The organism is Streptomyces sp. NPDC034037 (assembly GCF_055575715.1).
In genome coordinates this window covers 895,585-913,957 of sequence record NZ_JBVISC010000002.1, presented here as the reverse complement: position 1 = coordinate 913,957, position 18,373 = coordinate 895,585, and the positions used below count along the sequence as shown (strand labels likewise).

The following is an 18,373-nucleotide window of genomic DNA, read 5'->3' as shown; positions in this document are numbered from 1 at the left end:
CGGCCGGTGTCCCCTCTTCTCCGTGGCCCCCGACGTCTCAGACGCCGCCCCCGCCGTCGACGCTCAGCACGGTGCCGGTGATGAAGTCGGCGTCGGGCCCGGCGAGGAAGGCCACCGCGGCGGCTATGTCCTCCGGCGTGCCGATCCTGCCCAGCGGCCGGTCGGCGGCCTCGGCGAGGAACTCGGCGTCGGACTGGCCGAGTTGACGCGCCTCCCGGGCGAGCATCGGTGTACGGGTGTCGCCCGGGGCGACGCAGTTGACCCTGATGCCGGCGGGGCTGTGGTCCAGCGCCATGGCCTGCGTCAGCATCACCACACCGGCCTTGGCCGCGCAGTACGCCGCGGCCTTCTTTCCGGCGCGCAGCCCCCATCCGGAGGCCACGGTGACGATGCGGCCCTGCCCCGCCCGCTCCATGAGGGGCAGCACCGCCCGGCACACCAGGAAGACGGAGTCCACGTTGTCCGCGAACGACCTGTGCCATTCCGCCAGGGACAGCTCCGGCACCGTGCCGCGCCGGATGCTGCCCGCGACACAGCACACGTCGGTGATGGTGCCGAGGCGGCCGGTGACCTCCTCGACCAGGGCCGACACCTCGCTCTCCGCGGCCAGGTCGCACAGGAACGACTCGGCGCGCCCGCCCGCCTCCCGGATGCGCCCGGCCACCGCCTCGGCCTCGTGGTCCCGGTCGACGACCGCGACGTGCACGCCGTCGTCCGCGAGCCGCCGCGCGACGGCGCCGCCGATGCCCCCGCCGCCCCCGGTGACCAGGGCCACCCGCGTGCCGCGGTTTGCCGCCGTCATCGCGGGCCGCCCTGGAGCGTGCCGTCGAACAACTGGGTGAGCAGCGCCTTCTGGGTGTGGAGTCGGTTCTCGGCCTGCTGGAAGATCTTCGACCACGGGCCGTCCTTCACCTCGGCGTCGACCTCCTCGCCCCGATTGGTGGGCATGCAGTCGAGGAACACCGCCCCGTCGGCGGCCCGCCGCATCAGCGGTGCGGTGATCCGCCACCGGTCCGCGAGCCGGGTCCTCGCCTGGATCTCCTCCTGGCCGACGAGCGTCGGGGACTTCCAGCTCAGGGTGTACACCGCCGCACAGTCCTGGACGGCCCCCTCCAGATCGTGGGTGAGCTCGATGCTCGCACCGGTACGGGCGGCGACGGACCGGGCGGCCCGGGTCACCCGCTCCTCCGGCGCGAAGCCCGGGGGGTGCGCGACGGTGATGCGGTGCCCGAGCACGGCCGCGGCCATCATCGAGGAGTGCAGCACCCCGGGGGTCTTCTGCCGCGGCGAGTAGGACCAGGCGTACACGACCCGTTTGGCCGGTACCCGCGCCCCGTACAGCTCGCGCAGCGTCATGAGGTCGGCGAGCACCTGGCAGGGGTGCTCCTCGTCGTCCAGCGCGTTGATGACGGGGATCGTCGCGCGCTCGGTCATCGCGCGCAGCCGGCGGTGGCCCGCGCCGTAGTCGTCCATGTCGTACCAGCGGACCACGAGCGCGTCGAGATAGCGGTTGAGGACGCCGATGGTGTCCTCGATCGACTCGCGGTTGGCGAGCCGCAGTTCCTCCACCCCGTACGGGTAGCTGTGCGCGCCGAGTTGGGAGGCGGCGACCTGGAAGGAGACCCTGGTTCTGGTGGAGGGCACGTTGAAGAGGAGTCCGATGCAGCGGCCCGCCAGGTGGGCACGGGTGTCGTCGCCGCGTTTCATCGCTTCGGCGAGGTCGAGCAGGCAGCACATCTCCTTGGCGGAGAGGTCCTGTATGCGCAGGATGTGTCGCACACTCATGTGAGGACTCCTGTCTCGGTGGGTGGGGTGACGCGCTTGCGCAGGCACCGCTCGGCGATGACGGAGAGCAGCAGCATCGCCAGCGCGATGACGAGACTGACGCCGAAGAACGGCAGCATGGCGACGGTGGCCGCGATGACCGCCAGATTCAGCCGGGCGGTGCCGCCCCGGGGCAGCAGTCTGGCCGCGGAGAGGAAGGCCATCAGGAAGATGAGCAGGTAGGTGGCCGACGACGCCTTGATGAGGGCGGTCTCACTGGAGTCGGTGACGAGGAGGACGACGACCGACACCGCGTAGCCCGGCAGGAGCGCGAGAATGGCGCGCGTCGGGATCCGGCCCCGGGCGGTGAGCCTGCTCAGCTTGGCGGGCAGGAGGCCGTCGCGGGCGAGGGCGAAGACGAGGCGCGAGGTGCCCAGGCACCAGGCGTTGGTGGTGAGGAGCAGCAGAACTCCGGCGACGAGGAATCCGCTGCTCCGCAGGCCGGTCCCGGTGGCCACCTGGAGGAGCCGCACGAATGCCGTCAGATCCGACTGCCCCGACCCGCCGGAGTCGCCCGCGGGCGATGCGGGCAGCGCCACCGAGACGGTGAAGGCCATCGCGAAGTACAGGAGCCCCACACAGCTGACGGCGTAGAGAATGCCTTGGGGAAAGGTGCGTTCGGGGTCCCGTACCTCCTCGGCCACCGGCGCGGCGTTCTCCCAGCCGATGAATCCGAAGAAGCAGATGAGCAACGTGGTGCCGAGAGCGCTCCAGCCGTGCGGTGCGAACGGCGTGAGGCGCGTGTAGTCCCCCTTGGGCAGCGCCAGGCAGATGACGACGGCCAGCAACAGCACCACGGTGCCGAGAACCACCATCTGGGCGCGCGTACTCACCTTGATCCCCCAGAGGTTGAGGGCCACGCAGAACACGATGACGGCCGCGCCCGCGAGCAGCGCCGCCCGGTTCGAGGCGCTGGAGTCGACGGCCGAGAGCAGATAGCGGCCCGCGGCGAGTCCCAGCACGGGATTGCCGGCGAGCAGGGTGATGAGCAGGAAGACGGCGGCGATCCGGCCCGCCCGCGCGCCGAAGGCCGCTTCCACGAACTGGGCGACGCCCTTGCTCGTGGGATGCCGTACGGAGAGCTTCGCGAAGATCAGGGCGAAGGGGTAGCTGTAGAGGATCAGCAGCCCCCACGCGACCAGGGACAGCGGTCCCGCCTCGGCCCAGGCGAGCGCGGGAATGAGCAGCACGCCCGCGCCCATCACGGAGGTGATGTAGTGGACGACGAGCCCCGATGTGGTCAGCTGCCGCGGCAGTTGAGGGGGCTCGTGGCCTGGTGCGGGAGTCCCCCCGGCAGACGTCATACGGTCTGTTCCGCCTGTTCCTCGCGCGAGCCGCGCCAGAGCCCGTCCATGGTCTCGTGACTGATCTGTTTGTGCAGATCGGCATGGGAGGCGTAGCCCATGTTGATGATGAGCCGACGGCCGCGGCTCAGGGGATAGACACGGTGCAGGGTGGTGTCGGTGCGCATCAGGTAGAGGTCGCCCGGCCGCAGTTCGAAGGAGTGGATGGGCTGCCTGAGGAACTGCCGGTGCACTTGCGGGTCCTGCTTGTTCCAGTACGTGCGCGGCACGCACTGGACGAATCCGCCGTGCTCCGCGGGCGGGCAGTCGACCACCCAGACGAGCGCGAAGCTGTAGTCGTCCCAGTGCCAGCCGTGCGTGTCACCGGACCGCTCCAGCTCGGTGATCACGTACCGCTCCGGCTCGTAGGGGCACATGAGCACCGGCTCACCGGCGACTCTGCCCAGAGCTCTGAGGAGATCCGGGGAGGAATACACCGCCGGAATGACGGATCCGTGGTCGCTGATTTCCTTGTGGCGGACATTGCGCATGTGCCGGGGCGTATGTCCGGTCTCCTTGAAGCTGATTCCACGGCGAACGCCGTGCTCCGCTACGAGGCTTTCGATTTCGTCCGCAATCGCTGTTTTGACACGGTCGGGCGCGAGGAAGGGCAGTGTGGTGAATCCGCGCTGGAGGAAATCGCGGCGCGCGCCCTCCAGGCGGTGTTCCTCGACATTCCTGACCAGGTGTTCCGAGAGGGACTGAACGAGGCCCCCGATCCGCTCGTCCGGTCGCATGACCAGCTCCCCACGTAGTCGGCAGGAGGTGTGCTCACTTCGGCCTATTTCAAAGACGGAAGCCTACCCGGTCACTGTGTGGGCGCCAAAGAAAGGGATGTGTTCCAGCCAGTCGGCGGGGAAGTCAGGTGCGCTTCGCTGTACAGATCACCCGGGATATGACGATCCGATTTACATGATTCGGCAGGACTGTTGTGGCCTTGTTCTTGACGCAGTGATTCTTTTTGTCATGCTCGGCGGTCCGGTTAATCCGGCCGCCTGTCCGGCCCGCCCGATCCGCGGGCGGCGGGCCGGATCGAGGCGCCGGCCCCGCGCGAGGGACTGGTGGGCACCCGGTGGCCTGAGGGTAGGGTCACCCGGGTGACAACGCATTCGAACACTCCTGCAGGCTGGTACCCGGACCCCCAGGGTGACCCCCAGCAGCTCCGCTGGTGGGACGGCTCCCAGTGGACCCAGCACACCAACCCGGCCCAGCAGGTACCGCAGCAGCCGCAGGCCCCGCAGGCCCCGCAGGCCCCGCAGGGTCAGTTCGGCGGGCCGCAGGGCCAGTTCGGCCACGCGCCGGCCCAGCCGCAGGCCGCGCCGGTGGCGCCCCCCGCCGCCGACCCCGCGAAGGTGCAGCGCCAGGTCCAGCACCAGGCCGGCGTCGCGCCGTCCGCGCAGGGCGGCGGCACGCTGTTCACGGAGCCGGTCCTGGTGGTGAACCAGAAGGCCAAGCTCATCGAGCTGACCAACGAGTACAGCGTCATGGACCAGTCGGGCAACACGCTCGGCACGGTCGTGCAGGTGGGCCAGAGCACGCTGAAGAAGGTCGCGCGCTTCGTCTCCAGCCTCGACCAGTACATGACCCACAAGCTGGAGATCCGCGACGCGCACGGCCGGCCGCAGATGCTGCTGACCCGCCCGGCGAAGTTCATGAAGTCGCGGGTGATCGTCGAGCGCGCGGACGGGCAGCCGATCGGCGAGATCGTCCAGCAGAACATGATCGGCAAGATCAACTTCGCGATGATGGTCAACGGCCAGCGAGTCGGCGCCATCAAGGCGGAGAACTGGCGCGCCTGGAACTTCGCGATCGTCGACCACGCGGACAACGAGGTCGCCCGGATCACGAAGACCTGGGAAGGTCTCGCCAAGACCATGTTCACCACCGCGGACAACTACGTCCTGCAGATCCACTACCAGCTGCCCGAGCCGCTCCTGAGCCTCGTGGTGGCGACGGCCCTGACGGTCGACACGGCCCTCAAGCAGGACGCCCGCGGCTTCGGGTGACCCGGCCGCTCGGCTGCTCGGCCGCCGGGCCGATGAACGAGAACGGCGTCGGCCGCACCCTCACCAGGGGGTGCGGCCGACGCCGTTCCCGCGTCCGTACGACGCCGTTGCCGCGTCCGTACGACCTCGTCAGGGCCGGGACAGCCGCAGCGCCGCCGGTTCCACGGCCGGCGAGGGGATCGGTGGCAGGTAGTCGGGCGTCGCCGGTCCGTCCCCGGGCAGCCGCGGGGAGCGGGTGAGCACCAGGACCCCGTACGCCGCCACCGCCGCGCCCGCCACCGCGAGCAGGAGCCCGCCGGCCCCGCCCCGCAGCCGCTCGCCGAGCAGCGCGACGCCGATGACGGAGGCCGCCAGCGGGTTGGACAGGGTCACCACGGCGAGCGGCGCGCCGAGGCCGCCGCGGTAGGCGGTCTGCGAGAGCAGCAGCCCACCGGCGGCGAAGGCCGCGACCAGCAGCGCCACGACGATCACCTGCGGGCTGAGCAGCGGGCCCGAGCGGTCGGTCACGGCGACCGTCACGGTCTGCGTGAGCGCCGAGGCGACGCCGGAGGCGAAACCGGACGCGGTCGCGTGCCGCAGTCCCGGCCGGGCCCCCGGGCGCGAGAGCAACCCGATGACCGCCATGGTGGTGGCGGACACGACCAGCGCCTCGGGCACCGTGAGGGTGTCGTCCGGCGCCGGACCCGAAGCGGTCAGGAGCAGCGCGCCGAGGCCCATCAGCGTGAGGCCGGTGCCGCGCCACTCCAGGCGGGTGACCCGGCGTCCGGCGAGCCGCGCGCCGAGGGGTACGGCGGCGACCAGGGTGAGCGCCCCCAGCGGCTGGACCAGGGTGAGCGGCCCGTACTTCAACGCGGCCACGTGCAGCAGGGCGGCGGCCGCGTTGAGCCCGACCGAGGACCACCAGACGCCGCTCGCGAGCATCCGCAGCGCGCCGCTCTCCCCCTCGGCGACCCGGGAGGCGAGCCGCTCCTGGGCCACGGCCGCGGCGGCGTAGGCGCCCGCCGAGACGAGGGAGAGGACGACGGCGACGAGGGTGGCGCTCATCGGTGGACCCCCGAGACGGTCAGCGCGGGTGCGGAGGGTGCGGAGGGTGCGGCGGGTGCGGCGGGCGCGGCGGGCGGGGTGGCAGGGCCCGGCCGGGGATCTGCTGCGGGCCGGGCCCCGGAACGCCGTACGACGAGCGACGGAGTCGGGCGCGGCAGCCGGATCACCGCGAGGGCCACGCCGAGCAGGGCGCTCGCGGCGATCGCGTCGAGCCAGTAGTGGTTCGCGGTGCCGACGATCACGAGGAGCGTCAGCAGCGGGTGCAGCAGCCACAGCCAGCGCCACCGCGTCGACGTCGCGACGATCATGCCGATGGCGAGCATCAGCGCCCACCCGAAGTGCAGGGAGGGCATGGCCGCGAACTGGTTGGCCATGGTGTCCGTCGCGGGCTTGGCGGCGTACACCGAGGGCCCGTAGACCCGCGCGGTGTCCATGAGGTGCGCGGCGGCCAGCATCCGGGGCGGCGCGAGCGGGAAGCCGAGGTGCAGCACGAGCGCGGCCGCGGTCAGCGCGGCAAGGACCCGCCGGGTCCAGACGTAGTGCCGGGGGCGGCGCGCGTAGAGCCAGACCAGGAAGAGCAGCGTGGCCGGGAAGTGCACGGTCGCGTAGTAGGTGTTCGCGACGTGGATCAGCGTCTCGCTGCTCAGCAGCGCGTCCTGCACGCCGCCCTCACCGGGCAGGCGCAGGGCCCGCTCGGCGTCCCACACGCGGTGCGCGTTGCGGAACGCCTCGCCGGTGTGGCCGTTGGCGAGCTGCCTGCCGAATTTGTAGACGAGAAAGAGTCCTGCGACGAGGAGGAGCTCGCGGACGAGGGGCGGTCGGGCAGATGTGTCCGGCTTCCGGACGCGTGTGTCCGGCGTCCGGACCATGCTGTCCGGCTCCCGTTCGGCAGGCTCGGTTCGGGATTCCATCCCCCGGCCCCTTTGCGTGATGACTGGGTAGTGCGGTGCCGAGCGGGGGATCGCCCCGCTCATCGATACGCCAGTGTACCGATACGTCGACGTACCGGTACACTGGCGTATCGATGAGGGTCGTTCCAGCCGGACCGGCCGCCGTACCGAGGGGAAGAGTCATGACGTCGACGTCGAGTCGCTCGAAGATCACGCCCGAGCGTGAGCAGGAGTTCTACGACGCCGTCCTCGACCAGCTCCGCGAGTGCGGCTATGAGGCGCTGACCATGGAGGGCGTGGCCGCCCGCACCCGGTGCAGCAAGTCCACGCTCTACCGCCAGTGGAAGACCAAGCCGCAGTTCGTCGCGGCGGCCCTGCGCGCCAACCGCTGCGTGCGCTTCGCGGGCATCGACACCGGCAGCCTCGCCGGCGACCTGCGCGAGGCGGCCCGCGCCGCGGGGGAGCAGTCGGGGCGGGACACGATGCTGGTCCAGGCGCTCAGCCACGCGGTCCTGCAGGACGTGGACCTGCGCCGGGTGCTGCGCGAGACCCTGGTCGAACCGGAGCTCCAGGCCATGGACGCGATCATCCGGCGCGGTGTCGAGCGCGGCGAGATCGCCGAGGGCCACCCGGCGGTGGAGTTCCTCACGGTGCAGCTGTTCGGCGTGCTGCGGGCGCGGCCCATCATCGAGGGCGCCCACGCCGACGAGGAGTATCTGAGCCGGTTCGTCGAGGCCTGCGTGCTGCCCGCGCTCGGCCTCACCTGATCGTGGGCCCGAGTCCGTGGGATGACGGGACTCGGGCCTGCCCGCGCCGCACCGTGGGGACGGGGGCGGCGCGCACCCCCGGGCCGGACGGGGTTCCTCGTGAGCGGCGAGGAACCCCGCCCGGCCCTTTGGGTCCGTGCGCCGGGCGTCGGACCGCGCTCAGACCTCCTGCCCGGCTCCCGCCCCGCCGTCACCGGTGGGACCGGCCTTGATGCCCTTGGCGATCTGGTCCATGACGGACGGCGAGGGGGCCTTGGGGTTGACGTCGATGCCCATGCGGATGACGACGAGCTTCGACTTGTCGGCGGGGGAGGGGAAGGCGAGCGATTCGACGTAGCCGTCGTCGCTCTTCTCCGTGACGGCCTTCCAGCGGACGTAGTAGCCCTTCTGGCCCGCCACGGTGATCGACTCGGACGCCAGGACCTTGTGCGAGGTGATCCGGCCGTAGGTCTTGCCGCCGTACCCTTCGTTGGCGTTGCTCTTGATGTCCGCCTTGGCGACCGCCTCGGGCGTCTTGCCGTCGAGGTGCAGGCGGTCGGCGGTCTGGGAGTACGCGCTGCCGCGGGTGCACTGCTCCTCGGCGTTCCCGGGACAGGGGAGCGGGGCGGTCTGCACGGCGGCCCCGCGCTCGGTGGTGCCGCCCGTCCAGCCGTCCGGCACCGGTATCTTGATGCCGCTGACGGGGTCGCTCGCGAAGCCCTTCTCCTGGCCCGGCGCGCTCGGCGCCCCGGGGCCCTCGGGGGTCTGCGTCGCCCCGGGCTTGCCGGGCTCCTCGGGGGCGCCGGTCGACGGCTTCCGCGCCGCGGAGCCACCGCCGTCGCCGTCGCCGTCGTCACCGGAGGTCAGCGCGTACACGCCGCCGCCTACCCCGGCGAGGACGACCAGCACCACGCCGACGGCTATCGCCACGCGCAGGCCTCCCCGTGGCGCGGGGGGCTGCCCCGGATGCGCCGGGAAGGCCGGCTGAGTCGGATAGGCGTGCGCGTTCTGGGCGGCGCGCACCTGCTCCGTCCACACGTTCCCGTCCCACCAGCGCTCGGTGGGAGGACCGCCGGCGGTCTGGCCGGGGTCGGGGTACCAGCCTGGGGGAGTCATCTGCGTCATGGGCGCCAGAGTATGAGCCCCGCGTGAAAGGGGCATGAGAGGGGCCGGTCGAAAGGCGGCGTCGATGCTGCGCTGCTTGAGGGCGGTGATCGCGCCGCCCGCCATCCGTCGTGGGCACCGACCTCGGCGGGCGGCAGGCGGGCCCGCAGTGTCTCGCTCAGCGGGGACGCGGGCATCGTCATCGGCACCATCGGATGGGAGGGCCACCCGGTCCGCATCAGGCGGCCGCACGACGCCCAGAACCTCGGCGTGGCTCGGGCCGGGGAGGCGGCCGCCTACCGTGTTCCGCCCCCATGTCCGTCGACGACCAACCGCGTCGGGGCCGCCTTCTCCGGGACCGTTTCAGGCCACGGCGTGCCGCGCCGGCCCGGGGTGATCGAGCCCAGCACGCTCGCGTGGCGGGCTCCCGTGCTCGCCGGGACCGTCCCCGGCAGGCCGTGCAGCGTCAGGAAGCCGAGGACGGCGAAGGCGTACGCCTCCTTCGCCGCGGCCGGCAGACCCAGCTCGTCCGAGGTGCGCACCGGCACGCCGACGCCCAACTCCGCCCGCAGAAAGGCCATCAGGGCGGGATTGCGGGTCCCGCCGCCCGAGGCGACGACCTCCGAGGCCCGCACCGAGCGCACGGCGTCGGCGACCGTGCGGGCGGTGAGCCGGGTGAGCGTGGCGACGACGTCCTCGGTGGGCAGCGCCTCGTACCCCTTCAACGCCGTACGCAGGTACGGCAGATGGAACAGTTCCTTGCCGGTCGTCTTGGGCGCCGGACGGGCGTAGTAGGGCTCGGCGAGGAGGCGGTCCAAGAGGTCCTGGTGGACGGTGCCGCGCAGGGCGATCTCCCCGTCCAGGTCATAGGTGAGGCGGCCGCCCGTCGCCTCGGCCACCACGGCGTCCACCAGGGCGTTGGCGGGGCCCGTGTCGAAGGCCGTGCCGTCGGCGGCGGTGATGTTGGCGATGCCGCCGAGGTTCAGCGCGGCGGGGGTGCCGGGGCGGTCGCGCAGCCACATCCGGTCGACGAGGCTCACCAGGGGCGCGCCCTGGCCGCCCGCGGCGATGTCGCGCGGGCGGAAGTCGGCGACCACCGGCAGCCCCGTCGCCTCGGCGATCCACGCGGCCTGCCCGATCTGCAGGGTGCCGTGCGCCTGCCCGTCCTCCACCCAGTGGTAGACGGTCTGGCCGTGCGAGGCGACCAACTGCGCCTGCCCGTCGCACAGTTCACGGTCGGCTTCGACGGCGGCGGCGGCGAAGGCGCGGCCGATGGCGGTGTCCAGGCGGCAGATGTCGGCGAGCGTGGTGGGCGCGGGCGGCAGCGCGGCGGCGAGCGAGGCGCGCAGTCCTTCGTCGTAGCCGCGGGTGATCAGCCCGAGGGGGGTGAGCGTCAGCCGGTCCCCGTCGAGGGTCAGATCGGCGGCCGCGGCGTCGATCGCGTCGTACGAGGTCCCTGACATGAGCCCGATCACGCGCACGTGGGGCCTCCTTCTCGGTCGGCTCACCGTTGAGCTTGATCATCGCATCCCGGAGGAGGGGGGTGACGCGTCTTCCACGAAAGCGGCGGCGGGGCGCTGGACTGCTTTCACGGCGGTGCCTGGCCCGGCGGGGCCGTGCGCGCGGGGTGGCGCACGGGGGTGCGCTTCCGGCGCGAAGCCGTTGCGGAGCGTGGTTTCACGCGGACGTCCCCGAGGTCCCGGACGCATGGCGCTCGGCCGCTCGGACGTCGGGCGCGGCGGACCTGCGCTTCGGTGCCGTCGACGCGCAGGTCAACGCCCTCCGCGCTGGCGCAGGCGAACAGGTCCGCCAGCGCGCGCTTCCTTCCAGTCGGGTAGGACTTCGCCCTTGCGTCGAGGAGGGGGCATGACGAGTCCCGTACCGGGGTAGCCGCCGTCGGTGATCGTGAGTGTCCTGCCGACGGCGGCCTTGGCGCCGGATTCCTCCCATGCCTTGCAGTCGTTACGGTTACCGGCGAGTGGCCGCCCGACCGCGACGACTAGGCGGGTGTCGGCGTCGATGACGACCTGGTGGTTGGTGGAGTACCGATAGTTCTTCGACCGCTCGGCCACAGTGTGGTCCCGGGTGGGGACCAGGGTGCCGTCCACGATGAGCACGGTGTCCTTGGCGAACCGTTTGCGGGCTGGAGAGCGAGCATCTGCCCGAGGTGGTCGATGATCCAGTCCGCCGCCGACTTCGAGACCCCGAACAGCGGCGTGAGCTGCCGCATGGTCGGATTCGTGCGCCAGTACGCCGTGACCAGCAGGGCCCGGTCCTCCAGGGGAAGGCTCCACGGCCGGCCCTTGTGGAACGCGCCTGCGCCCTGGCGCCGCAGAGCCGTCATCAGCTTCCAAAGGCGCGCGGGCTCAGCCCGGGGAACGGGGCCATCCAGGACGGCTGCGACGCCGTGATCACCCCACCCATGCTGTGATCATTTCACTGTGGCGGAGTGGGGTAGAAGGCCGTCATCCGCCCTCCTCTCCGTCGGCGAGCCGGCGACGCCACCACAGGTCAGAGCGCCACTCCCGCTGATGGGCGAAGGGATCGGGCAGGCAGCTCTTGCAGGACCTGTTCCAGCACGGCGCGTGCATGTCGCACGTCGTCGAAAGAACAACCGCGGCACGAGCAGTGCGCGTATCGCGGGTACAGAGGGCAACGTCCCTGCGGTGCCAGGAACTCTCGATACCGCCGCAACGCGCGTTCAGTAGCACCGGGATAGATGTAGTAGTCGGTGGAAAGCGACTCCACCCGATGTATCGTAAGGCTGGTGCGGCCAGAGAGCCCTTGGATCCGATCCGGGGACAGGTCCTCCCAGATGCGAAAGCCACATTGTTCGGCGCGCAGGGCGCCCGGCCGTCTACGCGGCATCGGCCCTTCGGTATGCAGTCATGGACGTCATCATGCCAGCCCCCTACCCTTGCCACCGCCCCGGCCGCATTAGCGGGACAAGTCTTAGACCAGTTTTTTGGCCGGTCGACGCAGGCAAGAGGGTTCGCACGGAGCTGAGTTCCAGCTCTCAATCTTCATGCGACACGCCGAGGTCGTGGCGCATGGCGGTTCTCATGGTTCGGAGCATCTCCCAGACCTCGTACTGGGCCTGGGCCGCGGTCTCCGTCGTTTCGCCTGGTTCAGGGGCGTCGCGTTCCAGGCGCTTGACCTGGCCGTAGACCTTGTTCAGGGCTTGGTTGACGACACTCGCTCTTATGAGCACTTCTTCGGGGGCGATCATCTGTGCTTCGGAGTATCGATCGCGATGCGCGTTCTTCGCCTCCTCAAGTGCGTCGCTGTCGGCCTCCTCTACGCCGCGTTCCCTCATGACGTGCAGGTGGCGGTTGAGTGCGGTGGTGAACTGCCGGGCATCTCGGTTGAGTTCCGCATAGCAGGTGCGTCGCAGCGAACGGTTCTCGCGGGCCTCCTCATGGCTTCGAACTAGCTCTATCTCTCGGCGCTTCGCTCGTTCGGAGCCGCGTTGGGTGAGTAGCGCCCCTCCCAGGGTTCCGGCGACGCCTGCGACAGCGATGATCACTGAGCTGAGATCCACCGACGTACCCCCGTGAACTTCTTCAGCCTCGTGCCGGTGCACATGGCCCAGGCCGTTAGGTTTGCCGCTCCTCGGTGCGCCGGGGTTCGGGGCCCTTCTTGTGGTGGGCGCTTGTGGTGGGCGGGGCGGCTGTAGGGCTTCGCCGGTAACAACCTCACATCCGCTGAACTGCAAAAACGCCGATCAAGTTCGAGCTGCGTTCGGCCTCGGACCTTCAATGCCGAGCTAAGCTCCTGTGCCCATGGAGATGGGGGAGCCGGACCGCGGGCGGCGGGCATGGTGGGACGGGCGGGTCGGGCATCGTACAGCCGTGGCTCTGTTGGCCGGGGCCGCGGGGCTGGTCGTTCTGGGCACCGTCTTCGTCCTGCTGCCCGGTGTGGTGGTCGACCACGATCTCGCCGGGGCGAGCGTCGCCGCACAGGATCGGCTGAAGGCCGTGAATGATGTCCGCACGACGCTTCTGCAGGTGATCGGCGGCCTGGTCGTGCTCTTCGGCGCGTATGCCACCTGGCGGCAACTGCGGGTGAGTCAGGAGGGGTTGCGCGCCACCCAGGAGGGCTACGTCACCGACCGATTCAGCCGGGCCGTCGACCAGCTCGGCAGCGACAAGCTGGATGTGCGCATCGGCGGGTTGCACGCCCTGTGGCGGATCGCCGAGCAGTCCGCCCGCGACCGGGAGGCCATCATCTCCATCCAGGCCGCCTATCTGCGCACGCACCTGCCCTGGCCGCCCACCGGGCCGGAATCACCGGCGGCGGACGTGCCCATCAACGACATCGCACCCCTGGAGACTCGCGCCGCCGACGCCCAGGTGGCACTGACCGCGCTCGGCGTGCTGTGCCGGCACCGGGAGCAGTCCTGGGTCAATCTCAGCATCACCGACTTGCGCCGGGCCGACTGCGACGGACTCTGGTTCCCCGAGGTCAACCTCGACCGCGCCTGCCTGGAGGCCGCGGGCCTGTACCACGCCAACCTGACCCAAACGTCCCTGGTCTCGGTCAACCTGCGGCACGCCGACCTCACGACGGCGATTCTCCGGCGGGCTCGCTGCGTTCTGGCCGACCTGCGGGGCGCGAAGCTGGTCGAAACCGACTTGGGTGACGCCGACTTCACCGAGGCCGACCTGCGCGAGGCGAACCTGCGCAAGGCCGTCGCCCACGGCGCGGTCTTCCAACGCGCCGATCTCCGCATGGCCGACTTGCGAGGCACCGACTTGAGCTCCGCCAACCTTGCCGAGGCGCGCCTGACCGACGCCATGGCCAGTGAGCGCACCCGTTGGCCCGCCGACTTCGACCACACGGCCGCCGGAGTCGTCGACACCGATGACCCCGGCCCCGAGCCCTCGCCCCTGCTCCAGCCCCCGGGGATGACGTGGCAGGCGGCGCCGCTCCGGTTCACTCCCTGACCGCGAGGCCCGCCGGGCGAGCGCCCCGCTTCCGCGCCGGCCGAGCGCCGTACGCCCGGGCCGGCAGCCGTCACTCGGCGAGGACCTGTCGCCGCCATACCTCCGGCCCTCCCCACGCCCCCCGCAACGCACGCGCCTTCGTGAGCCACAGGGAGAGGTCGAACTCGGCGGTGTAGCCGATGGCCCCGTGCAACTGGAGGGCCGCGCGAGCGGCGCCGTACGCCGCGTCGCCTGCGGCCACCTTGGCGGCGGCGACATCCGCCGACGCCATGGTCGACGCGGCGCCGAGCACCAGCGGCCGGGCGAACTCCAGGCGCACCAAGACATCCGCGAGGCGGTGCTTGACGGCCTGGAAAGCCCCGATCGGCGTCCCGAACTGCGTGCGCTGCTTCACGTAGGCCACGGTCCTGTCCAGCAGCGCGAGCCCGACGCCGAGCGCCTGCGCGGCCGTGGCGAGCGCCGCCCACTGCATCGCGTGCCGCGCGGCCGCCGCCACGGCCGCTCCGTGGGCGAGCAGTTCGCCACCGGGCAGCGGGGCGGCCGGGCGGCGGACGGGATCGAGGGACTGACGTACGCGCGCGTGCCCGGGAGCGAGCCGCAACTCGTCACCGGCCACGACCAGGATCACGCCCACCGCCTCCGTGTCCAAGGCGTACGGGCTCCCTTCCGGGAGAGTCAGCGTCGCATTCAGCGCACCGGAGGCGAGCGCGGGCAAGAACTGCTCGGCCGGCCCCGGCTCGCCCTGTTCCGCCAAGCGGGTGAGCAGCGCCGCCGCGGCCACCGTCTCGACGGCCGGCCCCGGCACGGCGTGCCGCCCCAACTCCAGGAAAGCCACGGCGGTTTCGACGGGCAGCGGGCCCACCCCGTCGTACGCCTGCGGAACCGGCAGTGCGAAGACGCCCAGGTCCGCCAGCCGCGCCCACAGCGCGCGCCCCGGCCCGAGATCGCCTGCGCCCCACGCGCGCGCGGCCGCCACGGTGTCGGACGCCGCCAGCATCGCGTTCAGGGAGCGCGCGAACTCCCGCTGCTCCGCGTCCAGGAGGAACCTCATCAGCGGCGCCCCTTCGGCAGACCGAGCAGCCGCTCGGCGATGATGTCGCGCTGGATCTCGTTCGTACCCGCGTAGATGGGGCCGGCGAGCGAGAAGACGTACCCCTCTAACCAGTCCGTGCCGTCCGTCAGTTCCCCCTCCGGGCCCAGCAGGTCGAGCGCCGTCTCGTGCAGAGCGATGTCGTACTCCGACCAGAAGACCTTGTTGAGGCTGGACTCGGCGCCGACGGCCTCCCCGGCCGCGAGGCGCGAGGCGCAGGACCAGGTGAACAACTCGTAGGCGCGCGCACCGATGACGGCGTCGGCGACACGGTCGCGGAGCGCGGTGTCCGAGGGGTCGCCGCGCGCCCGCCAGTCCCGCACCAGACGGTCCGCCGAGGCGAGGAAACGGCCGGGGGAGCGCAGGGTCAGACCGCGTTCGTTGCCGGTGGCCGACATGGCGATACGCCAGCCCTGGCCCGGCTCACCGATCACGTCCTCGTCCGGCACGAAGACGTCGTCGAGGAAGAGTTCGGCGAAGGCGGGCTTGCCGTCCAGGCGACCGACGGGACGGATCGTCACGCCGTCGGCGTCGAGCGGGAACATCAGGTAGGTCAGCCCATGGTGCGGCTTGGCCGGAACGCCGCCCGTTTTCCCAGTGGCGTCGGCACCGGTCTTTCCCGTGCCCTCGCCGCCGGTCTTGCCTGCGGTCTCGGCACCGGCCTTCCCCTTGGCCTGGGCACCGGCCTCGGTACCGGCCTTCCCCTTGGCATCGGCACCGGCCTCGGCACCGGCCTTCCCCTTGGCCTCAGCACCGGCCTCGGCACCCGCCTTCCCCGTGGCCTCAGCCTCGGCCTCACCCCCGGCACCGGCCTCATCGACGCCACTGCCGGCACCGCCGACGCCGGCCGTGTATACGCCCCCGCTCGCACCGCAGGCCCCCGGCTCCCCGCCGTGACCGGTCTGGCCGGCAGCGCTGGCAGTATGGGCGGCGCCTGTCTCGGCGGGGTCCCCAGGCCGACTGACGGTGCCGGCGGCGCCCGTCCCGCCGGTGGCGCTGGTCGCATGGGCGGCGTCCCCTTCGCCGGGGACGCCAAGCGGGCTGCCGGTGCTGGCCGTGCCGGCGGCGCCCGTCCCGCCGACGGCACCGCCCGTGCCGCTACCGCCCATGCCCGCCCCGGCGCCGTCCGGACCGGTGCGGAACAATCCGAACGCGCGGTCCGCGAACGCCGCCCGCGACGACCACGTCTTCTGGCCGCGCAGCAGCCAACCGCCCGCCACCCGCCGTGCGGTGGAGCGCAGGGACGCGAGGTCCGAGCCGGCCTCCGGCTCCGACCACGCCTGCGCCCAGATCACCTCGCCGCTCGCCATGGCGGGCAGCACCCGTGCCCGCTGCTCGGCGGTGCCGAAGTCGAAGAGCGTCGGCGCGAGCAGATGGATGCCGTTCTGCGAGACGCGGCCCGGCGCCCCCGCCGCGTAGTACTCCTCCTCGAACACCAGCCACTTGACGATGTCGACGCCCTGCCCGCCGTACTCCTCGGGCCAGGACACCGCCGACCAGCGGTCGGCCGCCAGCTCGCGCTCCCACTCCCGGTGGGCCGCGAAGCCCTCCGCGGTCTCCAGGGAGGGGAGGGGCACGGCCGGCACATGCGCCGCGAGCCAGTCGCGCGCCCGCCGCCTGAACTCCTCTTCCCCGGCGGTGAAGTCGAGATCCATCAGCCCCCACTCTCCCTGCCAACCCGCTCTTCCCTAACAAGTGTTTGGTAGGTTACCTTGTGGGGAGACTCGAGTCGAGGGAAATGTCCTGGCACCACAGCCGCACCGGAAAAGGGGGGAGCCGCTCATGGTCGACGCACCCGCGTCCTCGCCGGGCCACGATCTGCTCGCGGGCCGCACCGCGGTGATCACGGCTGCCGCCGGAGCGGGCATCGGCGGCGCCACCGCCCGCCGCTTTCTGGAAGAGGGGGCGCGCGTCGTCATAGGCGACGCCCACGCACGCCGCACCAAGGAGTCCGTCGCGGCACTCGCGGCGGAGTTCGGCGCCGACCGGATCGACGGCATCCCGTGCGACGTCACCGACGAGGCGCAGGTCCAGAGCCTGTTCGACCTGGCCGAGCGGGCCCACGGCCGCCTGGACATCGTGGTGAACAACGCCGGACTGGGGGGCACGGCGGAGCTCACGGACATGACCGACGAGCAGTGGACCAGGGTCATCGACGTGACACTGAACGGCACCTTCCGTTGCCTACGGGCCGCCCTGCGCCGGATACGGGCCGGCGCGGGGGACGGCGACGGCACCCGCCCCGCCGGAGCGATCGTGAACAACGCCTCGGTGCTCGGCTGGCGCGCCCAGGCGGGCCAGGCGCACTACGCCGCGGCGAAGGCCGGCGTCATGGCCCTCACCCGCTGCGCCGCGATCGAGGCCGCCCCTCACGGGATCCGGGTCAACGCGGTCGCGCCGAGCCTCGCCCTACACCCCCATCTGGCAAAGGTGACCACGCCGGAGCTCCTGGAGGAATTGACCGCGCGCGAGGCGTTCGGGCGGTACGCGCAGCCCTGGGAGATAGCCAACGTCATCGTCTTCCTGGCCAGCGGCTACTCCTCGTACATGACGGGCGAGACCGTCTCGGTCAGCAGCCAGCACGCGTAGGCGGAGAATGGCCGTGTGTCGAAACCGAAACAGAGCACCAACGCACGACAGCAGAGCGCCGACGCGGCACAGCAGAACACCGACGCGGAACAGCACGGCACCGACGCTCGACCGCAGGGCACCGGGGCGCGCCGGCAGGGCACCGGGGCGGGTCCGCAGCGCCCGGCCAAGAAGAAGACCCAGGTGAGTCCCTCGCCCGAGCGGCGCCGCGAGCTGCTCGGCATCGCCGCCGACGTCTTCGCCGAGCAGGGGTACAACGCCACCACGGTCCGCAAGATCGCCGACGCCGCGGGCATGCTCGCCGGCAGTCTCTACTACCACTTCGATTCGAAGGAGTCGATGCTCGAAGAGATCCTCCGCACCTTCCTGAGCGAGCTGTGGGACGGGTACGACTCCGTGCTCGGGGCCCGGCTCGACCCCCGCGCGACCCTCGAAGCGCTCGTGACCGAGTCCTTCAGGGAGATCGACCGGCACCGCGCCGCCGTCGCGATCTACCAGAAGGAGTCCAGGCACCTGGTCGCCCAGCAGCGCTTCCAATACCTGTCCGACTCGCAGCAGCGCTTCGAGAAGGCCTGGCTGACGACGCTGGAGCGAGGTGTCGCGGAAGGCGCCTTCCGCGACGACCTGGACATCCGGCTCGCCTACCGCTTCGTGCGCGACACCGTCTGGGTGGCCGCGTCCTGGTACCGCCCCGGTGGCGGCCACAGCCCCGAGGAGATCGCCCGCCAGTACCTGTCGATGGTCCTGGACGGCATCTCCGTACGCACCTGAGCGGCGCGTTGCCACGCGGC

At 71.6% G+C, this 18,373-nt stretch carries 15 protein-coding genes and 3 pseudogenes; 5 read left to right on the top strand and 13 right to left on the bottom strand.

Features of this window, described 5'->3' with window-relative positions:
- Positions 1–37: 37 nt before the first annotated feature.
- From ACZ516_RS09605 to ACZ516_RS09590, 4 genes are read right to left on the bottom strand one after another with little or no spacing between them, the layout of a single operon-like run.
- Complete coding sequence (locus ACZ516_RS09605; RefSeq protein ID WP_358586544.1) at positions 38–802, bottom strand: SDR family NAD(P)-dependent oxidoreductase; 765 nt, start codon at positions 800–802, stop codon at positions 38–40.
- Positions 799–1,785: an ornithine carbamoyltransferase gene (locus ACZ516_RS09600; protein ID WP_469009396.1), complete on the bottom strand. Its 987-nt coding sequence runs from the start codon at positions 1,783–1,785 to the stop codon at positions 799–801. Before ACZ516_RS09600 ends, ACZ516_RS09605 begins: the two co-directional genes overlap by 4 nt.
- Entirely contained in the window at positions 1,782–3,128 is a 1,347-nt protein-coding gene (locus tag ACZ516_RS09595) for an APC family permease (RefSeq protein WP_469009395.1), read from the bottom strand. Before ACZ516_RS09595 ends, ACZ516_RS09600 begins: the two co-directional genes overlap by 4 nt.
- Positions 3,125–3,904, bottom strand: a complete 780-nt coding sequence (locus ACZ516_RS09590) for a HalD/BesD family halogenase (RefSeq protein WP_469009393.1) — start codon at positions 3,902–3,904, stop codon at positions 3,125–3,127. Before ACZ516_RS09590 ends, ACZ516_RS09595 begins: the two co-directional genes overlap by 4 nt.
- A 360-nt stretch (positions 3,905–4,264) precedes the next feature.
- On the opposite strand from ACZ516_RS09590, the gene ACZ516_RS09585 reads away from it, so the two are divergent.
- A complete protein-coding gene (locus ACZ516_RS09585) occupies positions 4,265–5,173 on the top strand; it encodes an LURP-one-related family protein (RefSeq protein ID WP_358586554.1) in 909 nt (302 codons plus the stop codon).
- A gap of 129 nt (positions 5,174–5,302) precedes the next feature.
- On the opposite strand, the gene ACZ516_RS09580 is transcribed toward ACZ516_RS09585, so the two are convergent.
- Both ACZ516_RS09580 and ACZ516_RS09575 read right to left on the bottom strand, forming a co-directional pair.
- The gene (locus ACZ516_RS09580) at positions 5,303–6,217 is read right to left on the bottom strand and encodes a DMT family transporter (protein WP_469009391.1); all 915 of its coding nucleotides are present in this window, start codon (positions 6,215–6,217) and stop codon (positions 5,303–5,305) included.
- Positions 6,214–7,128 (bottom strand): phosphatase PAP2 family protein, encoded by a 915-nt coding sequence (locus ACZ516_RS09575; protein WP_469009389.1) that lies wholly within the window; start codon positions 7,126–7,128, stop codon positions 6,214–6,216. The genes ACZ516_RS09580 and ACZ516_RS09575 overlap by 4 nt, the downstream gene beginning before the upstream one ends.
- A gap of 161 nt (positions 7,129–7,289) precedes the next feature.
- Between ACZ516_RS09575 and ACZ516_RS09570 the strand changes: the two genes are divergently transcribed.
- A complete protein-coding gene (locus tag ACZ516_RS09570) occupies positions 7,290–7,874 on the top strand; it encodes a TetR/AcrR family transcriptional regulator (protein WP_358588845.1) in 585 nt (194 codons plus the stop codon).
- A 159-nt stretch (positions 7,875–8,033) separates the two neighbouring features.
- Here ACZ516_RS09570 and ACZ516_RS09565 read toward each other — a convergent pair whose 3' ends face one another.
- The 4 genes and pseudogenes from ACZ516_RS09565 to ACZ516_RS09550 all read right to left on the bottom strand — a co-directional run bounded on the left by ACZ516_RS09565 (position 8,034) and on the right by ACZ516_RS09550 (position 12,483).
- Entirely contained in the window at positions 8,034–8,978 is a 945-nt protein-coding gene (locus tag ACZ516_RS09565) for a DUF2510 domain-containing protein (protein ID WP_469009388.1), read from the bottom strand.
- A 275-nt stretch (positions 8,979–9,253) separates the two neighbouring features.
- Entirely contained in the window at positions 9,254–10,438 is a 1,185-nt protein-coding gene (locus tag ACZ516_RS09560; RefSeq protein WP_469009387.1) for an anhydro-N-acetylmuramic acid kinase, read from the bottom strand.
- A gap of 303 nt (positions 10,439–10,741) precedes the next feature.
- Positions 10,742–11,381, bottom strand: a pseudogene (locus tag ACZ516_RS09555) (transposase family protein); the annotation flags it as partial.
- Between the two features lie 592 nt (positions 11,382–11,973).
- Positions 11,974–12,483, bottom strand: coding sequence for a hypothetical protein (locus tag ACZ516_RS09550; protein ID WP_469009385.1), 510 nt, complete (start codon positions 12,481–12,483; stop codon positions 11,974–11,976).
- Positions 12,484–12,814: 331 nt separating this feature from the next.
- Between ACZ516_RS09550 and ACZ516_RS09545 the strand changes: the two genes are divergently transcribed.
- Entirely contained in the window at positions 12,815–13,903 is a 1,089-nt protein-coding gene (locus ACZ516_RS09545) for a pentapeptide repeat-containing protein (protein ID WP_469009633.1), read from the top strand.
- Positions 13,904–13,973: 70 nt separating this feature from the next.
- Here the strand turns inward: ACZ516_RS09545 and ACZ516_RS09540 are convergent, their stop codons facing one another.
- The 3 genes and pseudogenes from ACZ516_RS09540 to ACZ516_RS09530 form a co-directional block, all read right to left on the bottom strand.
- A complete protein-coding gene (locus tag ACZ516_RS09540) occupies positions 13,974–14,954 on the bottom strand; it encodes an acyl-CoA dehydrogenase family protein (RefSeq protein ID WP_469009384.1) in 981 nt (326 codons plus the stop codon).
- A pseudogene (locus ACZ516_RS09535) lies at positions 14,954–15,565 on the bottom strand (acyl-CoA dehydrogenase family protein); the annotation flags it as partial. The pseudogene ACZ516_RS09535 and the gene ACZ516_RS09540, both read right to left, overlap by 1 nt.
- Before the next feature lie 552 nt (positions 15,566–16,117).
- Positions 16,118–16,648, bottom strand: a pseudogene (locus ACZ516_RS09530) (acyl-CoA dehydrogenase family protein); the annotation flags it as partial.
- A 127-nt stretch (positions 16,649–16,775) separates the two neighbouring features.
- Between ACZ516_RS09530 and ACZ516_RS09525 the strand changes: the two are divergent.
- Positions 16,776–17,582, top strand: coding sequence for an SDR family oxidoreductase (locus ACZ516_RS09525; RefSeq protein WP_358588866.1), 807 nt, complete (start codon positions 16,776–16,778; stop codon positions 17,580–17,582).
- Between the two features lie 183 nt (positions 17,583–17,765).
- The gene (locus ACZ516_RS09520; RefSeq protein WP_467466412.1) at positions 17,766–18,353 is read left to right on the top strand and encodes a TetR/AcrR family transcriptional regulator; all 588 of its coding nucleotides are present in this window, start codon (positions 17,766–17,768) and stop codon (positions 18,351–18,353) included.
- The last annotated feature ends 20 nt before the right edge of the window (positions 18,354–18,373 follow it).

What these genes read in the sequence shown, in the direction of transcription:
- ACZ516_RS09570 (WP_358588845.1), top strand. Translation starts at nt 7,290, where the DNA reads ATGACGTCGACGTCGAGTCGCTCGAAGATCACGCCCGAGCGTGAGCAG.
- ACZ516_RS09580 (WP_469009391.1), bottom strand. Translation starts at nt 6,217, where the DNA reads ATGAGCGCCACCCTCGTCGCCGTCGTCCTCTCCCTCGTCTCGGCGGGC.
- ACZ516_RS09565 (WP_469009388.1), bottom strand. Translation starts at nt 8,978, where the DNA reads ATGACGCAGATGACTCCCCCAGGCTGGTACCCCGACCCCGGCCAGACC.
- ACZ516_RS09595 (WP_469009395.1), bottom strand. Translation starts at nt 3,128, where the DNA reads ATGACGTCTGCCGGGGGGACTCCCGCACCAGGCCACGAGCCCCCTCAA.
- ACZ516_RS09525 (WP_358588866.1), top strand. Translation starts at nt 16,776, where the DNA reads ATGGTCGACGCACCCGCGTCCTCGCCGGGCCACGATCTGCTCGCGGGC.
- ACZ516_RS09590 (WP_469009393.1), bottom strand. Translation starts at nt 3,904, where the DNA reads ATGCGACCGGACGAGCGGATCGGGGGCCTCGTTCAGTCCCTCTCGGAA.
- ACZ516_RS09540 (WP_469009384.1), bottom strand. Translation starts at nt 14,954, where the DNA reads ATGAGGTTCCTCCTGGACGCGGAGCAGCGGGAGTTCGCGCGCTCCCTG.
- ACZ516_RS09600 (WP_469009396.1), bottom strand. Translation starts at nt 1,785, where the DNA reads ATGAGTGTGCGACACATCCTGCGCATACAGGACCTCTCCGCCAAGGAG.
- ACZ516_RS09605 (WP_358586544.1), bottom strand. Translation starts at nt 802, where the DNA reads ATGACGGCGGCAAACCGCGGCACGCGGGTGGCCCTGGTCACCGGGGGC.
- ACZ516_RS09575 (WP_469009389.1), bottom strand. Translation starts at nt 7,128, where the DNA reads ATGGAATCCCGAACCGAGCCTGCCGAACGGGAGCCGGACAGCATGGTC.